Raw genomic sequence first — 17,893 nt, forward strand, 5'->3', positions numbered from 1 at the left:
CTCCTCAAGCGCGCCATCGACCTGCAGATGCACCACGGCAAGACCACCATCATCGAGATCATGTGCACCCGTGAGCTCGGCGACCCGTTCCGCCGCGATGCGCTGGCCAAGCCCGTGCGCATGCTCGATAAGTACAAGGACTACGTTTGAGCGCTGAGCAGACAAGCACGTGACCATCCCTTGCCCGGACATGCCGGGCCGGGGATGATCCGAACCCGGCGGCAGGCGGCGCATGCGATACGCGCCGCCTTGCGCAACCCGCTCCGGTGTCATCGAGCGCGGCCACGGCCCCCGGCGGCGAGCCATTCGCCGACCTACGAACTACTATATAAGCCGTGGCGCGTGACCCCTGGGCAGAGCAGGAGACAAGCAAAGTGATTCACCATCAGCAGCAGCAATCCAGCGGCCTGAAGCACGGGCTGAAACAGCGCCACATGACCATGATCGCGCTGGGCGGCGTCATTGGCGCGGGCCTTTTCGTCGGCAGTGGCGTCGTCATCAAGTCTGCCGGCCCGGCGGCTGTCATTTCCTTTCTCATCACCGGCTTGCTGGTGGTGCTCGTCATGCGGATGCTGGGCGAAATGGCGTGCGCGCTGCCCACCGTGGGCTCCTTCTACGAATACGCCCGCGAAGCCTGGAGCGACCGCCCGGCCATGGGTGAGCTGGCCGGGTTCCTGACCGGCTGGATGTACTGGTATTTCTGGGTGATCGTGGTCGCGCTGGAGGCCGTGGCCGGGGCCAGCCTGGTGCAGTTCTGGCTCCCGGACGTTCCCGCGTGGAGCATCAGCCTGGTGCTGCTGGTCATGCTCACGCTCACCAACCTGATCTCGGTGAAGTCCTTTGGCGAATTCGAGTTCTGGTTCGCCTCGATCAAGGTGGCGGCCATTGTGGTGTTCCTGTTCCTGGCCGGGCTGTTCGTGCTCGGCATGTGGCCGGGCGCTACCGCCAGCGTGGCGCACCTCACCGTGCATGGCGGCTTTGCGCCTAACGGGATCATGCCGGTGTTGACAGGCGCGGTAGCGGCGACGGGGTTCTACTTCGGCGCCGAGATCGTGACCATCGCCGCGGCGGAAACCGCCGAGCCGCAAAAGGCGGTGGCCAGGGCCACCAGCTCGGTCATCACCCGGGTGCTGGTGTTCTATGTGGGCTCGGTGCTGCTGGTGGTGTGCCTGGTGCCGTGGAACTCCGCCGGCATCGCCACGCCGTATGTCAGCGCGCTCAATGCCATGCGCATCCCGGCCGCGGCGCAGATCATGAACGCCGTCGTGCTCACCGCCGTGCTGTCGGCGCTGAACTCCGGGCTGTACGCCTCGTCACGCATGCTGTTCGCGCTGACCAAGCGCGGCGATGCGCCCAAGGGGCTGGCCAGGCTGAGCCGCAACGGCGTGCCGGTCAGGGCCATCCTGTTCGCCACGCTGTTCGGCTACGGCGCGGTGGTGATGTCCTATGTATCGCCGGACAAGGTCTTTGCCTTCCTGGTCAACTCCTATGGCACCGTCGCCATCTTTGTCTACATCCTGATTGCCATCTCGCAGCTGCGCCTGCGCGCCCGCCTGGAGCGCGAGGCGCCGCACCGGCTCAAGGTGCGGATGTGGGCCTTCCCCTACCTGACCTGGGTCGCCATCGCTGGCATGGTCGGGATCGTCGTGGCCATGGCCTTTATCCCCGACCAGCGCACCCCGCTGCTGCTCGGCGTGGCCAGCCTTGGCATCCTGGTGCTGGCGTACGCCGTGCGCCAGCAGCTCCGAAAGCACGCGGCCGCCGCGCCGCTGGGCGAGGTGCGGCGGGCTGACTGACACGCCCAGCGCCTGAACCGGCTTGCCGCGATGCGTGCCATCGCGGCCTCCCCTGCCTCCCAACGCCTCCCAACGCCTTGCAGGCCGCCGCGGCCATCCTCCGCGCCGGCACGCCCGCGCCTGCCCGGCCGTGTACCTGATGCGCGGCATTCCGGGGGTGCACTGGCCCAAACGATTCATGGGATCTGGCCCTACAGCATTGCGCTTCACCTCTCTATGCTGCAGTCATAAGCCGCACAGGTCCGGCGCCCGGATCACCAGCACCATCAAGGACATCAAGGAGACACAAATGGCAAACCCCCAGGTAACCGCAGCCACCCTGCAAGCTTTCAGCGACGCGTGGAACCGCCACGACATCGACGCGCTGATGGGCTTCATGGCCGAGGACTGCGTGTTCCATGCCGTGGCCGGCAGCGAGCTGTTCGGCCGCAGCTTCGAAGGCCGCGCTGCCGTGCGCGAGGGCTTCCAGCTGGCCTGGCAGGCGTTCCCCGACGCAGCGTGGCTTGACGGCGAGCATTTCGTCGCCGGCGAGCGCGGCGTCAGCGAATCCACCTTCCGCGGCACCAAGGCGGACGGCACGCGCATCGAGGCGCGCATGGTGGATGTGTTCACCTTCCGCGACGGCAAGATCGCGGTAAAGAACGCGTACCGCAAGGATCGCCCGCCCGTTGCCGCCGCCAGCGCCGCCGACTGATTCCAGCCCCGCCAGAGGGCATTTGAGGATGACAAACATGGACGCCACCGCCGCAAGACTGATCCTGCCCGAAGGCCACGCCACCGCGCCTTCGAAGCCGTACGACCCGGCCTACGACCCGCTGGTCGCGCCCACGCCCGGCCAGGGCCGCGAGTATGCTCCCACCTACTGGATCGGCACGGCCGGCGAGCCGCCGCCCGACGATGGCCCGATCACGCACGATATCGACGTGGACGTGGCCATCATCGGCTCCGGCTTCACCGGGCTGACCTGCGCGATCTTCCTCGCGCAGGAGCACGGCATCAAGGCGACCGTGCTGGAGGCCAACCGCGTGAGCTGGGGCTGCAGCACGCGCAACGGCGGTCAGGCGCAATGCGCCTCGGGCCGGCTCAAGCGCTCGCAATGGATCCAGCGCTACGGCCTGGACACCGCGCTGCGGCTGCATGAAGAAGTGTGCGACGGCATGGAGACCTTCAAGGGGCTGATCAAGGACATCGACTGCGAACCGCAGCCCGGTGGCCACCTCTACATCGCCCACCGCGCCAAGGTCATGCCCGCGCTGGAAAAGGAAGCCAAGGTGCTGCGCGACGTGTTCAAGTACGATGCGCGCATCCTGGATGCCGACACCGTCAAGCGCGAGTATGTCGACGACAAGGAAGCCGCCGGCGCCATGCACGAGCCCGAAGGCATCGGCATCCATGCCGGCAAGCTGGCCTTTGGCTACCTGCGCCGCGCGCGCGCGCTGGGCGCCAAGGTGCATCCTTCCAGCCCGGTGCTGAGCTGGGAGACGCGCGGCGGCGTGCATTACCTCAAGACGCCTGGCGGCATCGTGCGCGCCCGCGCGGTGGGCGTGGCCACCGGCGGCTATACCTCGCCGAGCCTGCACGCGCAGCTCAAGAACCGGCTGTTCCCGATCCTGTCGAACTCCATCGTCACGCGCGTGTTGACGCCCACGGAGCGCGAGGCGTGCAATTTCCGCACGACGCAGGTCATCACCGATACCCGCATCCTGCGGCACTACTACCGCCTGATGCCGGACGGCCGCCTGCAGATCGGCAGCCGCAGCGCCATCACCGGCAACGATGCGCCGCAGCATAAGTACAAGGACAAGCTCATTGCCGACCTGCACCGCAAGTTCCCTGCGCTCGAAGGCATCCAGATCGACTATTCTTGGTGGGGCTGGGTCGATGTGAGCCACGACATGATGCCGCGCATTTTCCAGCCGGACCCGGCCCAGACCATCTACTACGCGATGGGTTACGGCGGTAACGGCGTGATGTATTCCGCGCAGGCGGGCAAGCGCATGGCGGCGCTGATCGCGGGCAAGAGCGCGGGCAAGAGCGCGGGGCCGGAATTGCCGATCTTCCGCTCGGCGCTGCCGTTCCCGAATGTGCGCGAGATGGTGGAAGCGCAGGCGTTCGCGCCGTTCCGCCGCTTCGGGCAGTGGTTCCTGTATCGCTGGTATCACATGAAGGATGAAGTGATCTGAGCCTGGAAGGTTGAAGGTTGAAGGTTAATAAAAGCGGGGTCCCCCAAGAACCGCTATCCCCACTCAAGACGAGGAGCCAGGCATGGGCCGAGGCCATCAATCCGTACCCCCGCAGCCAGGCCGCCGCCGCGTGCTGCGCTCGCTCGGCGCACTCGGCGCCGGCGCCGCGCTGACCCACCCGGCGCTGCAAGCGCTGGCGGCCACCGCCGCCGATGCGCGCATCGAGATGCCGTTCGAGAACGGCGAGCGCGAACTGGTGGCCTTCCCCCAGAAGCGCCCGCTGATCCTGCTGACCAGCCGGCCACCGCAGCTGGAGACCCCGTTTGGCGTGTTCAACGAGGGCCCGATCACGCCCAACGATGCCTTCTTCGTGCGTTACCACTGGAGCGGCATCCCCACCAGCATCGATCCGCAAACCTACCGGCTGCGCGTGGGCGGCAAGGTCAACGCCCCGCTGGAACTCTCTCTCGACGAGATCAAGCGCCTGGCCACCCCGGTGGACCTGGTGGCGGTCAACCAGTGCTCGGGCAACAGCCGGGGCTTTTTCTCGCCGCGCGCCAACGGCGGGCAACTCGGCAACGGCGCCATGGGCAATGCGCGCTGGACCGGCGTGCCCCTGAAAGCGCTGCTGGACAAGGCCGGCGTGCAAGCCGGCGCCATGCAGGTGAGTTTTGACGGCATGGACCGCCCGCCGCTGGAAGGCAGCCCGGACTTCGTCAAGGCACTGGCCATCGACCACGCGCTCGACGGCGAGGTCATGCTCGCCTGGGCCATGAACGGCGCGGACCTGCCCATGCTCAACGGCTATCCGCTGCGCCTGATCGTGCCGGGCTACTACGGCACCTACTGGGTCAAGCACCTGGCCGATATCCAGGTGCTGGACAAGCCGTTCGACGGGTTCTGGATGAACGCGGCCTATCGCATCCCCGACAATCCCTGCGCCTGCGTGGCGCCCGGCACGGCCCCCGCGCGCACGGTGCCGATCAACCGCTTCAACGTGCGCTCTTTCATCACCAGCGTGGCCGATGGCGCCAGGGTGCAGGCCGGGCGCCAGACCGTGCTGCGCGGCATCGCCTTCGACGGCGGCCATGGCGTTGACGAGGTGGCCCTGTCGACGGACGGCGGGCGCACCTGGCGCGCGGCGCAACTGGGCAAGGATCTGGGCCGCTACTCCTTCCGCGAATGGACGGCGGCGTTCACGCCGCCAAGGAAGGGCGAGTACGAACTGAAGGTGCGCGCCAGCAACCGCATCGGCCAGAGCCAGCCGCTCACCGCGCTATGGAACCCCGCCGGCTATATGCGCAACGTGGTGGAAACCACGCGCGTGGTGGCAGCATGAAGGAGGCCGCCATGCAACTCGCCAAGCCCCTGCGCCGCCACGGCGGGATAGTCGCCCTTGCCCTGTGCGCTGCCGGCATGGCGAGCGCCGCGCAGGCACTGGAAATCACGCTGCCGCCAGAGACCGCGCGCTACACGCCGAGCGACCTGCCCGGCTATCGCCTGGTGCAGCAAAACTGCATGACCTGCCACTCCGCGCAGTACGTGCTGACGCAACCGCCATCGTCGCCGCGCGGCTACTGGGAGGCGACGGTCAAGAAGATGAAGAAGCCCTTCGGCGCGCCGTTCGCGGATGAAGACATTCCCGCCATGGTCGACTACCTGACCAAGACCTATGGCGCGGAGCGCACGGCCTACGCTGCCGCGCCCGCGGTGCAAGGCAGCGCGCCGGCGCCGGCCGCCCCTGCCACGGTCGCCGGCAGCCATGATCCCCAGGCCCTGCTCGCGGCCAATGGCTGCACCGCCTGCCACGCCGTCGACAAGAAGGTGGTGGGGCCCGCGTTCAAGGAGGTCGCGGCAAAGTACGCGAACCAGCCGGGCGCCGCGGCGCTGGTGGCGCAGAACATCCGCGCGGGCGGCGCGGGCAAGTGGGGGCAAGTGCCAATGCCAGCCTATGCCGCGCTCTCCAAGGAAGACCTGCAAAGCCTGGCGGGGTGGATCCTCGGCCGCTGAGAAGCCGTGGCGCCGGACTGCGGGCAACCCGCATTTCCCCGGCGCGCGGCTTCGACCATAATCTGCCGCACACGATAACGGCCCGGCGCACCTCCACAACAGCGTCCACGGCATCGGCCACAGCAACGGGAGCGGCATGGCAAGCGTAGGCAAGGCAAACACTTTCTGGAACCGGCTGCTGCAGCTTTCCTCCGATTCCGGCGTCAGCCTGCAGGCGCAGTTGCGCCAGCAGCTGGTGTCGGCGATTCTCGCCCGGCAGTTGCCGGAAGGCAGCGCCCTGCCGTCCAGCCGCGAGCTGGCGGCCACGCTGGGCATCGCCCGCAACACGGTGATCCTGGCTTTCCAGCAACTGGTCGAGGAGCGCTTCCTGGAGACCAAGCCGCGGCGCGGCTACTTCGTGGTGGAACAGTTGCCCAGCGCCGCCAGGCCTGGCTCAGCGCAGGCCCGGGCCATTGGCACGGCCATCCCCGAGGACGCAGGCGAAGGCGGCCCGGACTGGGACGCGCGGCTGCCGGACATGACCGGCAAACGTGCGATCGTCAAACCCAGCGAGTGGCAAAACTATCCCTACCCCTTCATCTACGGCCAGTTCGACCCCGCGCTGTTTCCCACCGCCGACTGGCGCGAATGCTCGCGCATGGCGCTGGCCGTGCTGGAGATCCGGGGCTGGGCGTCGGACCTGATCGACCGTGACGATCCACTGCTGATCGAGCAGTTGCAAAAGCACATCCTGCCGCGCCGGGGCGTGTGGGCCAACCCCGACGAGATCATGGTCACCATGGGCGCGCAAAACGCGCTCTACCTGCTGGCCGACCTGCTGATGCAAGGCGCGCGGGTCGGGCTGGAAGAGCCGGGCTATAACGATGCGCGCCACATCTTCGGCATGCGCGCGCGCGAGGTGGTGCCGCTGGCGGTGGACGAGTCCGGCCTGTGTCCCGACGACGCGCTGGCCCAGTGCGACTACGCCTTCATCACGCCCAGCTACCAGTGCCCCACCACGGTCACCATGCCGCTGGAACGGCGCGAGACGCTGCTGCTCGAAGCCCGCCGCCACGACGTGGTGCTGATCGAGGACGACTACGACACCGAGAACCCGGCGCTGACCCAGCCCATCCCCGCGCTGAAAAGCCTGGACCGCGATGGCCGCGTGATCTACGTGGGCAGCCTGTCCAAATCCTTCGTGCCCGGCATCCGGCTCGGCTACATCGTCGCCCCCGCCGCCGTGATCCGCCAGGCGCGCGCGCTGCGCCGCTTCATGCTGCGCCATCCGCCCGCCAACAACCAGCGCGCCACGGCGCTGTTCATCTCGCTGGGCCACCACGACGCGCTGCTGCGGCGCGTGGCGCCCATCTTCCAGCGCCGCGCCGAGATCCTGCGCGACATGCTGGCGCGCCACCTGCCGCAGGCGCGCGCGCGCAACTCGCCCGGCGCCTCATCGTTCTGGGTGGAAGGCCCGCCCGGGCTCGATGCCCGCAAGCTGGCCGCGATCGCGCTCACGCACGGCGTCATCATCGAGCCGGGGGATGTGTTCTTTTCTACCGATGTGCCGTCGCCGCACTTCCGCATGGGCTATACGGCCATTGCGGAAGAGCGGATCGAGGAAGGGGTGAAGCTGCTGGGGCAGTTGATCGGGCAGGCGATGGCGCGGTGACGGCCCGGAGAAGGCGCACAGCGCGGCCGCGCACACGATGCGTTGGTTTGCTCCGCCCTACCCGCCCTACCCGCCCTACCCGCCCTACCCGCCTTACTCGAACACCGGCCGGAAGAAACTACGCTCATAGCTGACGATGCATTGCGTTTCCTGCGCGTAGCGGAACGCCGCCTGGCACGCCGGATCGTCGAAGGACTGGTTGCGATACACCTCGTACAGCGCAAGGCTGGGGAAGGAGAACAAGGCCAGCGCCACGTTGTTGGCGCCTTCCGACGGCAGGAAGTAGCCATGATGCTGGCCGCCGAATTTCTCGACCAGCGGAATCCACAGCTTGCCGTAGTGCTCGAACTCCTTGAGCTTGTTGGGGTCGACGATATAGCGCAGGTAGCAGGTGATCATAGTGGGGTGATTGTTCCAGGTTGGTCTTGCTTTGACGATGCCGCTTTCGCTTTCTCTTTCTCTTGCCTTAGCCGCCCGCCGCACCGCCGCCAAACCCGATGACTTCCGACGCCAGCGCCCGGATCGGCCGCCCGAAGCTGGTGATGGCCGGCAGCGTGGCGTTGTGGTGGCGCCGGATCAGCTCGGCGCTGGCGTGCGGCTTGTCGTGCGTGGTGTGCGCGTCGGCGGCGAGCGTGATCGAATAGCCAAGCCCGGCGGCGCGGCGCACGGTGGTGTCCACGCAGAACTCGGTGGCATAGCCGCAGATGACCAGGTGCTTCGCCCGGAGGCGGTCCAGCAGCGCGGCGAGCTCGGTATGCAGGAAGGCGTCGGGCGTGGTCTTGCGCACGCGGTGGTCGTCAGCCGCTACGACCAGCGTGCGCTCCAACTCCCAGCCTGGCGAGCCGAACGACAGCGCGCCGCCAGCCTGCTCGTGCTGCACGAACACCACCGGCACGCCGGCTGCGCGCGCCCGTGCCGCGAGGCTGTTGACGCGGCCGAGCACGGCATCGGCATCGCCCGGCCGTGGCGCGTCGTCGAACAGGCCACGTTGTACGTCAATCACGATCAGAGCGGTTTGCATCAAATGAATGGCCGGCGGCCCGTGGCGGAATAGCCGCCAGCATAAGCGAGCGCCCGCGCAACCGCAACGGAATGCGCCGGCCTACCGCAACAGGTTCAGATCGATGGCTTGCGCCATGGCCCGGTAGCCATGATCCCCCGGGTGCAGATGGTCGCCCGAATCATAGGCCGGCAGCATGCGTGTGGGACGCGCGGGATCGCGCAGCAGCGCGTCGAAATCCACCACCGCGTCGAAGGCGCCGCCGGTGCGTATCCAGGCATTGACCTGCTGGCGCAGCGCCTCCTTGTCGTCGTTGTAGTAGTTGCCCAGTGGCGTGCCTTGCAGTGCGCCCTCGAACGGCGTCAAGGTTGCGCCGACGATCCGCACGCCACGGCTGTGGGCGCGCGCGACCAGCTGGCGGTAACCGGCGATCAGCGCCTGTGCGTGCAGGGCGGGTTCGTCCGGCGCAAACAGCGTGCCAGGCCAGCCGATGTCGTTGATGCCCATCAGCAGGATCACTGTCTTTACGCCCGGCTGGGCCAGCACGTCGCGCTCGAAGCGGGCCAGCGCGTTGACGCCCATGCTGTCGCGCAGCACGCGCGCACCGGAGATGCCGGCGTTGAGCAACGCCACGTTGGCGGGGGCGAGGCGCTCGGCCAGGAAGTCGGGCCAGCGGCGGTCGGTTTCCGGCGTCGCGCCGGCGCCGTCGGTAATCGAATCGCCCAGCGCCACCACAGCGCTTGATGGTGCCACCGCGTCGACCAGGATACTGCTCAGCACGATGCGCGCCGGCGTGGTCAGCGGCGCTGCCAGACGCGTGGACGCCGTGGCATTGCCCTCTGCGATATAGGCGGTGCGGCGCCCGTCCCAATGAAATGTGTCGAGCCGCGACGGGCCGGGCAGGTACAGGCTGACAGCAAGGCTGGCCAGCGGCGCCACGGACAGGTCGACCGCATCGCTAAGCACCGCCGCGCCCGGCGGAAGCGTCACCTCCGGCTGGCCGCCGAAGCGCAGCAGCCGATCGCTGCCGGGCACGGTTTGCGTGTCCGTCGACGCCAGCGCGACACGCGCTTCGCCGATGCGCAGAGGCTCGGTGCCGTATGCGTTCGACAACTCCACCCGCACCCTGCCGCCGCCAAGGCTGAGGCGAGCGACCTGGCGAATGGTCTGCCGCGCGATGCGCTCCGGGATATTGGTGGGGAAGATGAAATCCGGTCCCCAGACCGGCTGCGGGCTGGCGCTCCAGCTGGCCACCCATTCACCGCCCCATTCACCGGCCAGATTGCCGGATGTGGCGGCACAATGTTCTGGCATGGGCTCGCCAGGCGAAGCACCGGCTGCGGGTGCAGCGGCGGCGGTCAGGGACAGCGTGGTCAGTGCCACGCAGGGCAGCAGGCGTTGCAAGTGTTGACTCGGGGACATGGTTGGCTCTCGACAATCTCGATCATCTCGATCAAACAGGTTGTGCGGATCGAAGAAATCAATGCACTGGTTGGGACGGCTGCGTGGCGCCGCCGAATGCCTGCGTGCCGCCCGTCCCACGATCGAGCCGAATGGCCAGCAGCGCCACGGCCACTGCTGCTACCGGCACCAGTGCCGCCACCCAGGTCACGGCGCCAAGCCCCGGACCGCGGGTGATGACCACCCCGCCCAGCCACGCCCCAATGGCATTGCCCAGGTTGAAGGCGGCGATATTGAAGCTCGACGCCAGGCTCTGCCCTGCACCGCTGGCACGCTCCAGCACCCACATCTGCAGGGGCGCCACGGTTGCGAAGGCAGCCACGCCCAGCAGGCCGATGAAGATCACGGACAGCACCTTGCTGTGCAGGACAAAACTCATCAGCCCGAGCACCACGGCCAGCGCCAGCATGCTGCCAAGCACGGTGGCCTGCAGATGGCGGTCCGCCAGCTTGCCGCCAAGCAGGTTGCCGGCCACCAGGCCCACGCCGAAGACCAGCAGGATCGGCGAGACGGCGCTGTCGGCAAAGCCGGTGATCTGCGTCAGGATCGGCGCGATATACGTGAACACCGCAAACACGCCTGCATAGCCCAGCACCGTGGTCAGCAGCCCCAGCAGTACCGGCCGGCGCATCAGCGCGCGCAGGTCGCGGCGCAGGTCGGGGGCTTGCGGTGCTTCGCGTTCGGCCGGCACGGCCAGGGCGATCACCAGCACTGCCAGCAAGCCAACGGCGGCCACCGCCCAGAAGCTGGCGCGCCAGCCGTAGGCCTGGCCGAGCCAGGTGCCGAAGGGCACCCCGAGCACACTCGCCACCGTCAGCCCGGTGAACATCACGGCAATGGCCGAGGCGCGCTTGTGCGGCGCCACCAGCCCGGTGGCAACCACCGAGCCCACGCCAAAGAACGTGCCATGCGCCAGCGCGGTGAGCACCCGCGCGGCCATCAACAACGCGTAGTTCGGCGCCAGCGCGCAGGCCGCGTTGCCGATGGTGAAAATCACCATCAGGCCCAGCAGCGCCGTCTTGCGCGGCCAGCGGGCGGTCAGCACGGTCATGAGCGGTGCGCCGGCCACCACGCCGAGCGCATAGCCGGAAATCAGCAAGCCCGCCGCCGCGATGGAGACGCCGAGGTCGGTCCCGACCTCCAGCAGCAGGCCCATGATGATGAATTCTGTGACGCCGATGCCGAAGGCGCCGGCAGTCAAGGCATAGAGAGCAAGTGGCATAGGAAGTATGTGAAGCGGTATGCGATACGGGTTACATGCAATCCAGGAAGTCCAGGAAGTTGGAGCAACATGCAGCGAAGTATGAGGACGGGGAGATTGGTGCGGTAGACTGCCCACACGAACAACATTTATGAATTGAATTCACAATGTCGAGGCTCGAAGTCAACCGCTCCGGCGAGATGGAAGTGTTCGTGCGGGTGGTGGAACAGGGCGGTTTCTCCGCCGCCGCGCGCGCGTTGCGCATGACGCCGTCGGCCGTGAGCAAGCTGGTGGCGCGGCTGGAGGCCCGGCTCGGCGCGCGCCTGGTCAACCGCTCCACGCGCCGCATCGAGCTCACGGCGGAAGGCAGTGCCTTCTATGAACGCGCCGTGCGCGTGCTGGCGGACCTGGACGATGCCGAGCGCGGTGCCGCCGCCAGCGCCGTGCCCCACGGCCGCGTGCGCATCAATGCCAACGTGCCCTTTGGCGACCACTTTCTGCTACCCCTGGTGCCGGAATTCCTGGCGCTGTATCCGGACATCCAGCTAGATATCGTGCTGACCGACCAGGTCATCGACCTGATGGAGGAGCGCACCGACGTGGCGATCCGCGCCGGCGAGCTGAAGAGCTCGCAGCTGGTGGCCCGCAAGCTGGGCGAGACCCGCATGGTGGTGGTGGGCGCGCCCGCCTACCTGGCGCGCTGCGGCACGCCCCGCGTGCCCGCCGACCTGGCCGGGCACAACTGCCTGAAGCTAGGCTACGCGCGTGCGATCGAAGGCTGGCCGATGCTCGAAGGCGGGCAAGCCACCATGGTGGCGCCGCTGGGCAATGCCATGACCAGCAATGGCGACGCGCTGCGGCGGATCGTGGTCGGCGGGCTGGGGCTGGCCAGGATGGCCGTGTTCCAGGTCCGCGAGGACATCGCCGCCGGGCGGCTGGTGCCGCTGCTGGAAGCGTTCAACCCCGGCGACCTGGAGGCAGTGCATGCGGTGTACCTGGGCCAGGGCCGCCACTTGCCGGCGCGGGTGCGGGCGCTGCTGGATTTCCTGGCGGAGCGGGTGGAGATGGGGACTTAGGGACGCCGATCCGCCGAGACGCCTGGCTTGCTACAAGAGCCGATCGCGCGTCTAATCATTCAGGGTGGGCAAAGGCGGTCAGGAGGCAATATGCGCTGCACGAATTGCGGCTACGCGAACCTCGCAGGCGCCAACTTCTGCGAGGCGTGCGGGGCGCGGCTTGTGCGCATGTGCCCGCGGTGCGGCGAGGAGGCCACCTCCATTGCCAGGTTCTGCCGCGCCTGTGGCGTTCCGCTCCTTGATTCCCCGTCAGGATCGCCTCTGCCTTCCAGGCCATCAGTCCCGGCCCCTGTCCACTACACGCCACCCCATCTGGCCGAGCGCATCCTGGCTGAGCAGGCGGCAATGGAGGCCCGGGGCGGGACGGCAGGTGAACGCAAGACCATCACGGCTCTCTTCGCCGATATGGCGGGCTCGACGGCCTTGACCCAGGACCTCGACCCGGAGGAAACGCGCCGCCTCATCGACCCCGTCGTGACGCTGATGATGGAGGCCGTGCACCACTACGAAGGCTACGTGGCCAAGTTCCTGGGCGACGGCATCCTGGCGCTGTTCGGCGCGCCCATTGCCCACGAGGACCATGCCCTGCGGGCCCTGTACGCAGCCCTGCGCATGCAGGAAGCGATGCGCCGGCACAGTGACCGGGTCCGTCTGGAGCAAGGCATACCGCTTCAGATCCGGATCGGCATCCACACGGGCGAGGTCGTGGTGCGCTCGATTCGCAAGGATGACTTGCACACGGACTACGATCCGGTCGGGCACACGATCCATATCGCCTCGCGCATGGAAGGTATCGCTACGCCGGCGTCCATCCTCGTCAGCGAATCCACCCATAAGCTGACGGAGGGGTATTTCGAGTTCAAGGCCCTGGGCACCACACATGTCAAAGGCGTCCGGGATGCGCTGGCGGTCTATGAGGTGATGGGCCTCGGGGCAATGCGCACGCGCCTGCAAGTCGCGGCGCACCGCGGCCTGGCCAGGTTTGTGGGCCGCCAGGCCGAATTGGACCAGTTGCACAACGCGCTGGCGCTGGCCGAGGCGGGCCGGGGGCAGGTCGTTGCGGTGGTTGGCGAGGCCGGGGTCGGAAAATCCCGGCTGTTCCACGAGTTCAAAGCGCGATCGCAGGCAGACTGCCTGGCGCTGGAGACCTTCTCGGTTTCGCACGGCAAAGCCTTCGCCTATTTACCGTTGATCGAGCTCCTGAAAAACTACTTTCAGATCACCGCGCAGGACAGCGACCGAAGCTGCCGCGAAAAGGTGACCGGCAGGCTGCTCACGCTGGAGCGTTCCCTGGAACGTCATCTGCCCTACTTGCTCTATCTGCTCGGGAACATCGAACCCGGCTCGGCACTGCCGACCATGGACGCGTCGATCCGACGTCAGCGCACCTTCGACGCCATTGCTTGCCTGCTGGTGCGCGAGAGCCTGAATCAGCCCCTCGAGGTCATTTTCGAGGATCTGCAATGGCTGGACAGCGAAACCGAGGCCTTCCTCAATCTGCTGATCGACCATGTGCCGGGGGCAAGGATCATCCTGCTTATCAATTACCGCCCGGAGTATTCCCATGACTGGGGCGCCAAAGGCAACTACACCCAGCTGAGTCTGCAGCCATTGGGCCCGGCCGAAGCCCAGGGACTGCTCACCGCGCTGCTCGGTGACGATCGCAGCCTGGTGCCCCTGAAGCGACTCATCCTGGACAAGACCGAAGGCAATCCGTTCTTCATGGAGGAAGTGGTCCAGACACTGGTCGAGGAGACCGCCTTGCTCGGCCAGCCCGGCTGCTACCGCATCGAGAAGGCGCCCGCCTTGCTGCACATCCCCACCACCGTCCAAGGCGTGCTCGCGGCCCGTATCGACCGGCTCCCGCTCGCCCAGAAAGAACTGCTGCAAACGCTGGCCGTGATCGGCAAGGAGTTTCCATTGAGTCTCATCCTGCACGTCACCAGCCTGGCCGAAGACAAGCTGCGCCCGCTTCTGGCTGACCTGCAGGCGGCGGATTTCATTTACGAGCGGCCCGCATTCCCGGAAATCGAGTACGCCTTCAAGCACGCCCTGACGCAGGAGGTTGCCGGCAATTCGCTGCTTACCGAGCGGCGCAGCGCGCTGCATGAGCGTGCTGCCCAAGCCATCGAGGCCCTCTTTCATGGTCGGCTGAAAGACTACTGCAGCGAGCTCGCGCACCACTACAGCCATAGCGGCAATATCCCGAAGGCTGTCGCCTACCTCCACTGTGCCGGCCAGCAGGCCCTGCAGCGTTCGGCCCAGGCTGAAGCGATCCGGCACCTGAGTACCGCCATCGAACTGCTCAAGCGGATGCCGGACAACCCCGAACGCACGCGCCAGGAACTCACGCTGCTGCTCACCCTTGGCCCGGCCCTGATGGCTGCTCGCGGTCAGGCCTCCCCGGAGGTGGAGGCAAACTACAAGCGCGCGCTGGCCTTGTGCGAGCAGGAGAGGCAAACACCCTACGCGTTCTCAGCTCAGCTCGGACTGTGGGCGTTTTATCAGCTGCGCGCGCAATACGAGATCGCGCACCCCCTTGGGGAACGGCTGCTTGGCCTCGCCCTGGAAACGCAGAAGCCTAAGCAGCTTGCCGAGGCGCATCGCGCGATCGGCGCCACGGTGTTCCGCCTTGGCAAGCTGGACATGGCCCGCGACCATATAGAACAGGTGCTGGCATTGCAGCGCCCGGACCCGCCGGTGTATGACTTTCTCCTGGGATACGGGCGGGATCCGGCCGTCCATGCCATGAGCACGTTGGGCTGGGTCCTGTGGTACCTCGGCATGCCGGATCAAGCCCGCACGCGCAGCCAGGAGGCCCTGGCGATGGCCAGGACGCGCCCGGACGCCTTTAACCTCGCACTTTGCCTTGTCTTTGCGGCTGAAGTGCACCTGTGCCGCAGGGAGGTGCAACTGACCCGCGAGTACGCCGAGGCCGCCATCGCGGTCTCGTGCGAGCAGGGGTTTCCGATCTATCTGGCGTGGGGAACCGTCCTGCTAGGCTGGGCGCTGGCCGAACAGGGCAATCATGCGCAGGGGATAGCCCAGATACAGCGGGGCCTGGCCGCCTATCAGGAGACCGGCGCGGCGCTGGGACAACCAAATCTCCTGGCCCTGCTCGCGCATGCCTACGGACGGGCGGGGCAAATCCAGGCCGGACTGGATGCGCTGGCCGAGGCGCAAGCCTTGGCAGAAGAGACGGGAGAGCGGCTTGACGAAGCGACGCTGTATCGCCTCAAGGGAGAACTGATACTCCGGCAGTCAAGCCTGGCGCCCTTCCCGCCCACCGGCAGCGATGAAGCCGAAGCATGCTTTCAGAAAGCGATCGCGGTCGCCCGCGCCCAGGGTGCCAGATCACTGGAACTGCAGGCCGCGCTGAGCCTGGCCGGCCTGTGGCGCCAACAAGGAAAGCTGAACGCGGCGCGCGATGCGCTGGCGGCGATCCATGGCAGCGTCAGCGAGGGCTCCGATACCGCCGACTGGCAACAGGCCAAAACCCTCCTGGACGATCTGACGCGGCAAATTGGCACGACCCCGGTGCCTTCTCCCGAATGACCCAGATGCAAACCCGCTTCCTGGCACTGTGGTCGCGTTCAGGCGGCACGCAGGCTGTCGAGGCCTATGCGGATCTTGCCCGCTGCTATGCCGAGCCGGCACGGCACTATCACACGCTCCACCATGTTCGCCGCTGCCTGCGCGATCTGGACTGGGCGCGCAGCGCGATTCCCGATACTGACGCCGTCGAGCTGGCGCTCTGGTGCCACGACGTCATCTATGTTCCCGGGGCGCACGACAATGAGCAACGCAGCGCTGAGTGGCTCCGATACTGGGCCAGAGGCCGGATAGCCGCAACGGAACGCATCGCCGGGATGATCCTGTGCACCTCGCATGCCGGCATGGCCACGGATCTGGCAGGCCAATTTACCGCCGACATCGACCTTGCCGTGCTGGGTTGTGCCCGCGCGCGCTTTCGCCAGAACGGCGCGCACTTACGGGCCGAGCGTCCTGACCTGGATGAGGTTGCCTATGATTGCGCCGAGCGGGCGTTCCTGGGCGCCCTGCTCGATCTGCCTCGCATCTATCAGACCGATCTGTTCCATGCCCGCTATGAAGCTCGCGCACGCCGCAACCTGGCGTGGCGGCTTGCGCAGCCGGCGGCATCCGGGGCCTCGTCTTCCTTCAAAGAAATTCCCCTCTGATATCAATGGTCGAACACTGGCCAATGTGGCCATAGTGCGCCTCCAGCCACGTCCCGGCCTCAGTCCTTCCCTTGTCACGCAGCGAACAAAGGAAGGCCCAGTCGGCGTTGTACTTGCTCGACACGCCCAGCGCGGCCATCGTCTCATCGGACCGGATCGAGTGGATCATCATTTCCTTCATTTCGCTCCGGTCGATCTTGCCTTGCTGGATCAGCGAAGTCACGAATGCGATAGCGCGCATCTCTCGGATGAGGGATGAGTTAAAGCTGACTTCGCTGACGCGATTGAGGATGTCCGCGGCCGTGGTCGGCACCCCCCGGCGCACGATCGGATTGATGTGCACGATCACGACATCGTGGGTATTGCAGTGATAAATCAGCGGGAAAATTGCCGGGTTGCCAACATAGCCGCCGTCCCAATAGTGCTGGCCATCGATGGCCACTGCCTGGAACAGCGTTGGCACGCAGGCTGACGCCAGTACCGCGTCGATGCACAGGTCCTCGCCAGAAAAGATGCGTATCCTTCCGGTCTCGATATTGGTCGCGCACAGGTAAAGATGAATGGGGCAGCGCTGGCGCAACGCCTCGAAATCTACCTGCTTCGCCAACACATCCCGCAGCGGATTCATGTTGTTGGGATTGAACTGGTATGGCGACAGGAGACGCAGAACGATGTCGGCCATTGCATACAGCGGGGAATGGTCCAGGCCCAGGGTATGGGTTCCCTTGATCCACGGCACCCAGCGCAGTGGGCTGTATCTTTCTGCCGATTGGGCGATAGCGCGCCAGAAGTCGTGCAGCGCCTGGCGCGCGCCGTCGCGCCCGCCCTGCAACAGCCCATAAGCCAGCACGGCGGCATTCATGGCGCCCGCACTCGTCGCGCTGACGCCCTCGATGCCGAGTCGCCCGTCCTCGAGCAGCCGGTCGAGGACCCCCCATGTAAACGCGCCATGCATGCCACCGCCCTGCAATGCAAGGGCCACAGCTTTCTGTTCCCCTTTCTGTTCCCCATTGTCAGGACTCATGCGATGCTCCCCTTCCATCCCTGACAAGCCGGCGATAGCGGTGGCTGGATAARCGCCCACGGTCCGTCGTCAAGTATTGGTTTGGCCACGTCCTTTGCGCGCGAAGCAACGCAAAGGCTAACCAACGCAAAGGCTAACAAAAGATATTTGAAGTTAACACCTTGATGCGCATTTTGTTAGGGCTTCTTAGCACTTGGTTCCCGGAGGAGGGAAAGAACTGCTGCGCCGGATACGCTGGCGCCGCGCCGCTTTCAGGTCGGGAACGGACAAGCTGCGCCAATGCGCGAGGCAA

The 17,893-nt window shown here is 66.6% G+C and carries 14 protein-coding genes; 9 read left to right on the forward strand and 5 right to left on the reverse strand.

Going from position 1 to position 17,893, the window contains the following annotated elements:
* Positions 1 to 434 precede the first annotated feature (434 nt).
* The 6 genes from AC1DQR_RS22665 to pdxR all read left to right on the forward strand — a co-directional run bounded on the left by AC1DQR_RS22665 (position 435) and on the right by pdxR (position 7,640).
* On the forward strand, positions 435 to 1,796 hold the full coding sequence (locus tag AC1DQR_RS22665) for an amino acid permease (protein ID WP_416053301.1): 1,362 nt from the start codon (positions 435 to 437) through the stop codon (positions 1,794 to 1,796).
* A 289-nt stretch (positions 1,797 to 2,085) separates the two neighbouring features.
* Complete coding sequence (locus AC1DQR_RS22670) at positions 2,086 to 2,490, forward strand: nuclear transport factor 2 family protein (RefSeq protein WP_416050736.1); 405 nt, start codon at positions 2,086 to 2,088, stop codon at positions 2,488 to 2,490.
* Positions 2,491 to 2,527: 37 nt separating this feature from the next.
* Positions 2,528 to 3,979, forward strand: coding sequence for an NAD(P)/FAD-dependent oxidoreductase (locus AC1DQR_RS22675; protein ID WP_477133840.1), 1,452 nt, complete (start codon positions 2,528 to 2,530; stop codon positions 3,977 to 3,979).
* An 82-nt stretch (positions 3,980 to 4,061) separates the two neighbouring features.
* Positions 4,062 to 5,318, forward strand: a complete 1,257-nt coding sequence (gene sorA / locus AC1DQR_RS22680) for a SorA family sulfite dehydrogenase catalytic subunit (RefSeq protein WP_477133841.1) — start codon at positions 4,062 to 4,064, stop codon at positions 5,316 to 5,318.
* An 11-nt stretch (positions 5,319 to 5,329) separates the two neighbouring features.
* Positions 5,330 to 5,989 (forward strand): SorB family sulfite dehydrogenase c-type cytochrome subunit, encoded by a 660-nt coding sequence (gene sorB, locus AC1DQR_RS22685; protein WP_416050738.1) that lies wholly within the window; start codon positions 5,330 to 5,332, stop codon positions 5,987 to 5,989.
* 136 nt (positions 5,990 to 6,125) lie between these two features.
* Complete coding sequence (gene pdxR, locus AC1DQR_RS22690; protein ID WP_416050739.1) at positions 6,126 to 7,640, forward strand: MocR-like pyridoxine biosynthesis transcription factor PdxR; 1,515 nt, start codon at positions 6,126 to 6,128, stop codon at positions 7,638 to 7,640.
* 93 nt (positions 7,641 to 7,733) lie between these two features.
* On the opposite strand, the gene AC1DQR_RS22695 is transcribed toward pdxR, so the two are convergent.
* From AC1DQR_RS22695 to AC1DQR_RS22710, 4 genes are all read right to left on the reverse strand, one after another.
* Positions 7,734 to 8,039: an NIPSNAP family protein gene (locus tag AC1DQR_RS22695; RefSeq protein ID WP_416050740.1), complete on the reverse strand. Its 306-nt coding sequence runs from the start codon at positions 8,037 to 8,039 to the stop codon at positions 7,734 to 7,736.
* 67 nt (positions 8,040 to 8,106) lie between these two features.
* A complete protein-coding gene (locus AC1DQR_RS22700; protein WP_477133842.1) occupies positions 8,107 to 8,661 on the reverse strand; it encodes a cysteine hydrolase family protein in 555 nt (184 codons plus the stop codon).
* A gap of 81 nt (positions 8,662 to 8,742) precedes the next feature.
* The gene (locus AC1DQR_RS22705; RefSeq protein ID WP_477133843.1) at positions 8,743 to 10,062 is read right to left on the reverse strand and encodes an SGNH/GDSL hydrolase family protein; all 1,320 of its coding nucleotides are present in this window, start codon (positions 10,060 to 10,062) and stop codon (positions 8,743 to 8,745) included.
* Positions 10,063 to 10,120: 58 nt separating this feature from the next.
* Positions 10,121 to 11,323 (reverse strand): MFS transporter, encoded by a 1,203-nt coding sequence (locus tag AC1DQR_RS22710; protein WP_416050743.1) that lies wholly within the window; start codon positions 11,321 to 11,323, stop codon positions 10,121 to 10,123.
* Between the two features lie 146 nt (positions 11,324 to 11,469).
* Here AC1DQR_RS22710 and AC1DQR_RS22715 point away from each other — a divergent pair, with 146 nt between their 5' ends.
* From AC1DQR_RS22715 to AC1DQR_RS22725, 3 genes are all read left to right on the forward strand, one after another.
* On the forward strand, positions 11,470 to 12,378 hold the full coding sequence (locus AC1DQR_RS22715; protein WP_174424649.1) for a LysR family transcriptional regulator: 909 nt from the start codon (positions 11,470 to 11,472) through the stop codon (positions 12,376 to 12,378).
* Between the two features lie 90 nt (positions 12,379 to 12,468).
* On the forward strand, positions 12,469 to 15,933 hold the full coding sequence (locus tag AC1DQR_RS22720) for an adenylate/guanylate cyclase domain-containing protein (RefSeq protein WP_477133844.1): 3,465 nt from the start codon (positions 12,469 to 12,471) through the stop codon (positions 15,931 to 15,933).
* Positions 15,930 to 16,577, forward strand: coding sequence for an HD domain-containing protein (locus AC1DQR_RS22725; RefSeq protein ID WP_416050745.1), 648 nt, complete (start codon positions 15,930 to 15,932; stop codon positions 16,575 to 16,577). Before AC1DQR_RS22720 ends, AC1DQR_RS22725 begins: the two co-directional genes overlap by 4 nt.
* Here the strand turns inward: AC1DQR_RS22725 and AC1DQR_RS22730 are convergent.
* The gene (locus AC1DQR_RS22730; RefSeq protein ID WP_416050746.1) at positions 16,558 to 17,601 is read right to left on the reverse strand and encodes a patatin-like phospholipase family protein; all 1,044 of its coding nucleotides are present in this window, start codon (positions 17,599 to 17,601) and stop codon (positions 16,558 to 16,560) included. The genes AC1DQR_RS22725 and AC1DQR_RS22730 overlap by 20 nt on opposite strands.
* Positions 17,602 to 17,893: the final 292 nt, after the last annotated feature.

The sequence above is a fragment of the Cupriavidus sp. 05L411 genome (assembly GCF_056398045.1).